The sequence below is a fragment of the Vibrio sp. 10N.261.52.A1 genome, from assembly GCF_002876325.1.
In the GTDB taxonomy this organism is placed as follows: domain Bacteria; phylum Pseudomonadota; class Gammaproteobacteria; order Enterobacterales; family Vibrionaceae; genus Vibrio; species Vibrio chagasii.
In genome coordinates this window covers 1-249 of sequence record NZ_MCYD01001200.1, presented here as the reverse complement: position 1 = coordinate 249, position 249 = coordinate 1, and the positions used below count along the sequence as shown (strand labels likewise).

The 249-nt window shown below is 45.4% G+C and carries 1 pseudogene; it reads right to left on the bottom strand.

What is annotated here, in order from left to right:
* Positions 1–76: 76 nt before the first annotated feature.
* Positions 77–249, bottom strand: a pseudogene (locus BCT81_RS29870) (recombinase family protein); the annotation flags it as partial.

The window sequence follows — 249 nt, the reverse complement described above, 5'->3', positions numbered from 1 at the left end:
CTAAGTAGGATACACTCACCTACTCACCTTCGCGCTGAGCATTCATCTTCTTAACGACACGTACAACGGTTCTCGCTTAGACGCCTATCATTTTGGCTGTCTCGTTGATGCTCATCTGGTTACCCACTCTAAGCTTGTAGATTTTTTCATGCAGCTCTAGGTCAGGCTTTCTTCCTTGATACTTCCCTTCTTTCTTGGCCTTCTCGATGCCTTGTTTTTGGCGTCGGCGTCTATCTTCATAATCTTTTC